This is a genomic window from Kitasatospora cheerisanensis KCTC 2395 (assembly GCF_000696185.1).
GTDB lineage: Bacteria > Actinomycetota > Actinomycetes > Streptomycetales > Streptomycetaceae > Kitasatospora > Kitasatospora cheerisanensis.
Map to the genome: position 1 here is coordinate 1 of NZ_KK854000.1, position 6,182 is coordinate 6,182.

General features: G+C 70.4%; 3 protein-coding genes and 1 pseudogene. 3 read left to right on the forward strand and 1 reads right to left on the reverse strand.

All coding sequences use genetic code 11. The features are described 5' to 3' along the window. Window positions 1–282, reverse strand: a 282-nt coding sequence (locus KCH_RS46945; RefSeq protein WP_341865505.1) for an IucA/IucC family C-terminal-domain containing protein, incomplete at its 3' end; no start/stop codon positions are given. 2,710 nt (window positions 283–2,992) lie between these two features. Between KCH_RS46945 and KCH_RS47580 the strand changes: the two are divergent. From KCH_RS47580 to KCH_RS36500, 3 genes and pseudogenes are all read left to right on the forward strand, one after another. Further along, window positions 2,993–3,346 (forward strand): annotated as a pseudogene (locus KCH_RS47580) (ALF repeat-containing protein); the annotation flags it as partial. Then, the gene (locus tag KCH_RS47585) at window positions 3,256–4,731 is read left to right on the forward strand and encodes an ALF repeat-containing protein (protein WP_157032510.1); all 1,476 of its coding nucleotides are present in this window, start codon (window positions 3,256–3,258) and stop codon (window positions 4,729–4,731) included. The pseudogene KCH_RS47580 and the gene KCH_RS47585, both read left to right, overlap by 91 nt. 90 nt (window positions 4,732–4,821) lie before the next feature. Next, window positions 4,822–5,244, forward strand: coding sequence for a Hint domain-containing protein (locus KCH_RS36500; protein ID WP_035876158.1), 423 nt, complete (start codon window positions 4,822–4,824; stop codon window positions 5,242–5,244). Window positions 5,245–6,182 lie beyond the last annotated feature (938 nt).

The window sequence follows — 6,182 nt, forward strand, 5'->3', positions numbered from 1 at the left end:
ACCGAGCCGGGCGGTGTTGATCCGGGGGCCGTCGTTGTCCTTGTAGAGCAGCCGCAGCCTGGTCCGGCCCTCGACGGTGTCCAGCACCAGCGAGGTGTTCTGCTGGTGCGACTCCAGCGCGATGCCGTACCCGAACAGCGTGGTCTGCCAGTCCAGCAGCAGTTCCACCAGCTCGCGGTACAGGTCGAGCACCGAGCCGCCGTGGAAGCGGTCCGCGAGGTGGTCGACCACCAGCCGGCCGCCCGGCGCGGGCGCCAGCAGCGCGGCCAGCGGCACCGTCACGGCCTCGTCCAGGCCGGCCGGGTAGCGGCGCAGCAGGACGGCGAGCAGTTCCTCGCCGGCGGCCTGCGCGTGGCACTGCTCGTCGGCGTGCAGGATCCGGGCGGCGAGCGGGGTTCGCGCTCCAGGACGGCCTGGAGCAGGAGCTGCCCGGCGGCCCGTCGGTGAGCGTGCCCGGCTTGATTGGGTGCGGCGTTTGCGCTGCCCCAGGGTCGCGGTGGCCAGCGGCAGTTTTCAGTGGCTGCACGGACGGGTCGTGGCCACCGCGACGGTGCGCGCACGGACAGCGTTGGGCAGCACCCGCAGTACGGTTCCTCGGCGGAAGCACCGCGCCGGCAGGTCCGGGAGGTGAGCCGACCGGTCAGGGATGCACCGAATTGGTCGCGTAGGGCGCGTGCCGGCCGAGCCGGCGGGCGCGCTCGGCCACCAGTCGGGCAGCGGCCCGCCGGTGGTCCCGAGGCTCGGCCGGCCGCGCCGGCCAGCCGCGCAGCTCGAAGGACGGATGGAACTCCGGCGCATGTCATGGACAAACGCAACCGATCATCCTGTTCGACTGCAAGGAGCGGACCAGAACGAGAAGTTCGAGCTCGTGTCCTGCAAGGCCTTGACCCCGCGGAGGCTCCGGTCCCTGCTGCCCCGACCCCCTGGTACTCCGAGCACTTGGCTCCGCCCGGGGCATCCGCACTGGTCGCAGATGCCCGGGCCTTCGAAAGAGCCCGGCAACGCCACACGGCCCCGTCGCGGTGCCCGCGCCGGGCGCACCGCGCCCTGCCGGCTCTCCGGCGGGTCTCACCACCAGCCTGAGGGGGATCACAGACCTTTCGATGAGAACTCCCAGTAGGCAAATGGTACGACTGCGGCCGGTGCACCGTCGGTGTCGCGTCGGCGGCCTGCTCGCCGCCTGCTCGCCACGCCCGCCTTCGCCGCCGGGGAGCCGCCGACTCGCCCCCGTTCCCGACGGGTCGGCGGCTGATCGGCGGCGGGTAAGGACGGCTCGCCAGGCCTGTTCAGGCAGGCCGACGAGAACCGCGTTTGCGGGCCGGGCTCCGACGAGCGACTGTGGCTCTCTGTCGTCCTGTCTTTCTTGCGGACCGTTCTCTCTTTTTGTCTCTTGTAGACCGACCTGCGCACCCGCGGTGGAGGAGGGGTCATCGCGACCTCCGGCACCGTGGGTGCGCGCGGCCGAGCGCCTGAAGCCCTCGCCGGCAGCGCGGCGACGTCCAGGGCGTTTCGTCTGACAACGGCTTTACAAAGCGTTCCGCGTTTCCGAGGGACGACCAGCGGCTGAAAGCTGTCCCAGATTCATGTCGTCCGGCGGGCCCGGCGGGTGGCGCAAGGGCCGCGGGCTCTGCGCTGGGACGGGCACCATCGACGACGTCAACGCCTTCCGTCCGCCACCGCGAGAGTACCGGGCGCGCGAGAGGACGGACGACGCGCCCTGAAGCTGTCGCAGCTGATGTCCTCCGGCAGCACGGGAGGTGAAGAAGGCCGCGGGGCTGGCGCTGGACGGGCCACATCGACGACGTCCGGGGAGTTCCTCCTCGCTACGGCTACCAGACCGCCCGCCGCGCACGACCAGGAAACCCTGACGATCCTCCCAGCTCGCCGACCTGACGAGCAACGCCGTCGACCAGGCCGGCGAGCAGGCCGGCAGGCCGAGGACGCCGCCGCCAAGGCACTGGCCGCGAGCGCCCTGGCCAAGCAAGCCGCCGAGAAGGCCGCAGCGGAGACCAAGGCGGCACAGGGCGACGCGAGAAGGCCTCCAACGCCGCTGCGGAAGGCCGCCGACGCGGCCGAGCGGGCCCGCGAAGGCCGCAGGACCGCCTCCGAGGCCGCCGCCAGGCCAACGAGCCTCCCGGCAGGCCGCCGACGCCGCCGCGACGCGCCGCGCTTCGGCGGCCGCCGGCAATGCGGCAGCCCAGGCCCAGGACGCCGCTGCCAGGGCCGCCGGCAACGCCGCTGACGCGGACAAGGCCAAGAACGCGGCGATCGCGCGAAGAAGCCGCCGGTGAAGCACAGACCATCGGCGGAGCGCGCCCAGTGGGCCTTCCAGGCGTCGAAGCAGGCGACAACGCGGCCGGCCTCGGCGAAGGAAGCGGCCACCAACTGGACGCGGCCGCCGCCGCCGCGCTGGAGGCAGCCGACCAGGCCGGTGTCTCGGAAGAGGCCCGCGACCGTGCCAGGCCGCCGCGGACCGTGCAAGAAGGCTGCGGGCGAGGCCAGTAGGGCCTGCGCCGCCGTCCAGAAGATCGCGGCCGAGGCCGGGCGGCATCGGCCGAGGCCCAGCGCGCCGCCATCCTCTGCCACTCACGCGTCTGCGGCAGCCCAGGCTGCCCAACAGGCGGGGGACCACGCCGGCGAAGCCGCCACTGCAGCCGCCACCGCCAGGCCGCCGCCACTGCGGCGCAGCAGGCCGCCGACGAGGCGGCAGCCGCCGCGACCCAGGCGCACAAGATCGCCGATCTTGCGCGCGCCTCGGACGCGGAGCGTCTGGCGGCCGCAGCAGGCTGTCGAGGTCGCTGCTGCCGAGGCAGGCGTACTTCGAGGAGGCGGCCGAAGGCGAAGAAGGCCGCGTGGGAGTCGGGCCAAGGCCACCGAGTTGGCCGCCGACACCGAGCGTCTGCTGGCCGAGGCCACGGCCGCCGGCGTCGACCCGTCGGTAGCGGTCGCCAAGGGCGCCTGGCCGCGACCCGCCTGCTGAGTGCCGGCGGCCGTGGGTCCAGGTCGCGGCACAGACCGCGGTGGGGGCCACGACGCGGACGTCCTCGCGTTCCTGAGCACCGACTTGGCACTGGCCCGGAGAACACGACGACCGCACCAGCGTCCTTGCGAAGGTCGCCGCCTCCACCAAGCTGGGAGCAGCGACTGGCCGCGGAGGCGGCCTCGGTCGGGACCCCTCCAGGAGGTGGGGCGTTCCTCGCCACCGGCGCCTACCCGGGCAAGGACGACGACGACCGGCTCGCCCTGTCGAAGATCATGTCCTCCGGCGGCCCGCGGGGTGCGGGAAGCCGCCGGCAAGGCGCTCGACGGCACCATCGACGACGTCCGCGCGTTCCTCGCCACCGGCCAGTACGCCGCCCCGCGACGACGACAACCGCCTCCTGGTCTCCCAGGCCATTCTCCGCCGGCGGACCCGAGGTCAAGGCAGCGGCCCAGGCCGCCATGTCCGGGCCCACCTCCGGCCTCGAACCCTTCCTGAAGATCGGCCTGCCCCAAGGCCCAGCAGCGCGACGCCGTCACCGCGGCCCACGTCGCCACCATCTCTCCTCCTACCTCCAGGCCATCGACGGCAACACCCGCCCTCGCCCGCCAGTACGCGGCCAGGCCGCCCAGGCTACGCCACCGCCCGCGGCGCCGCCAACCGAAGCCGCCACCTACGCCGGCCAGGCACAGGCCTCCGCCACCGAGGCCGCCAACTGGGCAGCCAAGCAGCCGAATCCGCCCGCCAAGCGGAAGGCCAGCGCCGACCAGGCCGCCGCCTACGCCGCCCAGGCCCGCAACTCCGCCGCCAGCGCCGACGCTGCCGCCCGCAGCGCCCGACCACTCCGCCACCGCGGCCGCCGCTCCGCAGCGCAGGCCCGTCAGTTCGCCACGGACGCGAAGAGGGCTGCTGACGACGCACTCGCTTCCAAGCTCGCGGCCCAGGCCAGCGCCGCCGAAGCCCACCAGGCCGCGGGTCGAGGCGTTCAAGATCGGCCTACCAGAAGATGCAGGACGGCAACGCCGCCGGCCAGATGGAGTCCGAGACCGCGGTCGTCGTCGACGAACCTCGGTCGGGTGTCCTACATCGATTGTGGGTTCCCAACGGGAGAGCTGAAGCAGGAGGGTCGTCAACGACAAGAAGTACGCCGACGGCCTGCTGGCCTGCATCAACGCCGCCGACCTCCTCAGCAGCTGGGCCAGCAAGGCCAACTGGCACCGCGGCCCAGCGGGGGAAGACGTCTGCACCATCCCCGGTCAACGTCAAGGGTGACCCGGCCAGGTCGACTACATCCTGAGGACCTGTCCCGAACCGGGGCTGAGCATCGCCGCGTGCCACGGCAAGTACACGGAGTGGATTCCGTCCCCCCTCGACAGCAGGACGCTCGACCACGTTCAGGTCGAGAGCCGCATCGACATGCCGTACAGCGAGTACCTGACGCGGTACAAAGTGCTACTCGAACCCTGGTGGCGGACCTGCCAGACGATCGAGAGAGTTCGACGATCGGCCGCCCACATCCTTCCTGGGGCGACTTCATCGACTGCTTCAAGAACCCCGGCCTCAACTCCTCCTGCGCCTGGGCAGCGTCCAACTTCATCCCCTTCGGAACCCTGGCCGAAAGCCGCCAAGGGCGTAGTCGCCTTCCGCTACGCGATCGAGGTCGGCGGCATGACGATCGAGGAGGCCAAACTCGCCCTACAGGTCAGCCTCGACGGTTTCAAGGACGCCACCATCGGCAGGCTGGCTCCTGACCAGCGCGGACGCCCTGTCCACCTCCGCCTCAACCTGAAGAACGGCATGAGCGTCGACGAGCGCTTTCTGCGCTTCGCAAGGTCCAGGGCATGGACCCGCAGTTGCTCAGGCAGGCGGAGAACGAGGCAGCCGCCGCGAGGTGGGCCGAGCGGTGCGAGGAAAACAGCTTCCCCGCCGGAACGCGCCCGTCCCTGGCCGACGGCTCCCACCGCCCGATTGAGCAGGTCCGAATCGGCGACCGTGTGCTCGCCGGAGTCCCGGGCGCTTCTCCTCAGGTACAGACCGTCACAGCGACCTACTCCCACACCACCGGCCGACTGACCGAGGTCAGCGTGGAAGGCGGTGGGGTCTTCACTTCCACCGAGGGACACCGCGTCTTTGTTGAAGGCGGCGGCTGGACGACCGTGGCGGGCCTGCGGCCGGGTAATCGTGTGCACTCCGCCGACGGCTCACTGCGGAGCATCACTGCGCTCGACCGCCGGCAGCGCCGGACGTCATGGTGTACCGACTGACGGTCGACGGTACCCACACCTTCTTCGCCGGAGCAGCGGGTGCCGACTCCGCCGGACATCCTTGTCCACAACTGCATCAACTTCATCGAGGACGACGTCAAGTTCGCCCAGGAGGGGTGGGCACACCGTCGCGGACCACATCGACCTGAGCGGACAGAAACTGCTGGACGCGGGTGAAGGAAAGGGCCTCGTCACGGTCTGGGTCGACGCCGCGACCGCTCAGAAGGCTGTCGCCCACGCGGTCGAAGAAGGTGGCGTAAGGTACCGCCAACGAGCGTGTCCTGCAGAACTGGATCGCGTGCAGCGGAAAAGGATCGCGGGACGGACGGATAATTCATCCCCGGGTGACGACCTCAAAGAGGTACCCTGGGAAATTCGACGGACGTCATCCCGGGCGACCTGGCATACAAATATGAACTCAGCGGGAAGCCGCTTCCCGCCAATCCGTTGACGAAGACTTCCCACCGGCAGGAAGGTCCGCGTCTTCCTCAAGTACGTGGCAGGCCACCCGGACAACTTCATCGTCTACACGTCTTATCCCGAGTAACCAGCCGAAGGCAACACAAGAAATGGAACCAATGGGAGCTGACGGAGACTTCGGAATCTCCGGGCTCGGAATGAAGATCAATGGCGCTTTCGGCCCGGCCGATCGGACCGCAGCCCTGGACTTCGTCACTACCCGCCTGGAGCGACGGAGGCCCCTGGGAGGCCGCAGCGCTGAGTTCCGACGCCAGTCGTCTCATCGCGTCAACCCTGTCCAACCCGGAGTTGGAGATCCTCTGGCTGTCCACGACCGGCAGGCGCTTCGACGCGGAATTGGGGCCGGGCAGCATTTCGGGACCTTCTGACGGATATCGTCGCATTCAGTTTCCAAATTTCTTCGGAAGGGCGATGCTGATGCCTTCCTGGCACAGTCTTCCCTGACCGACTCCCCAGAA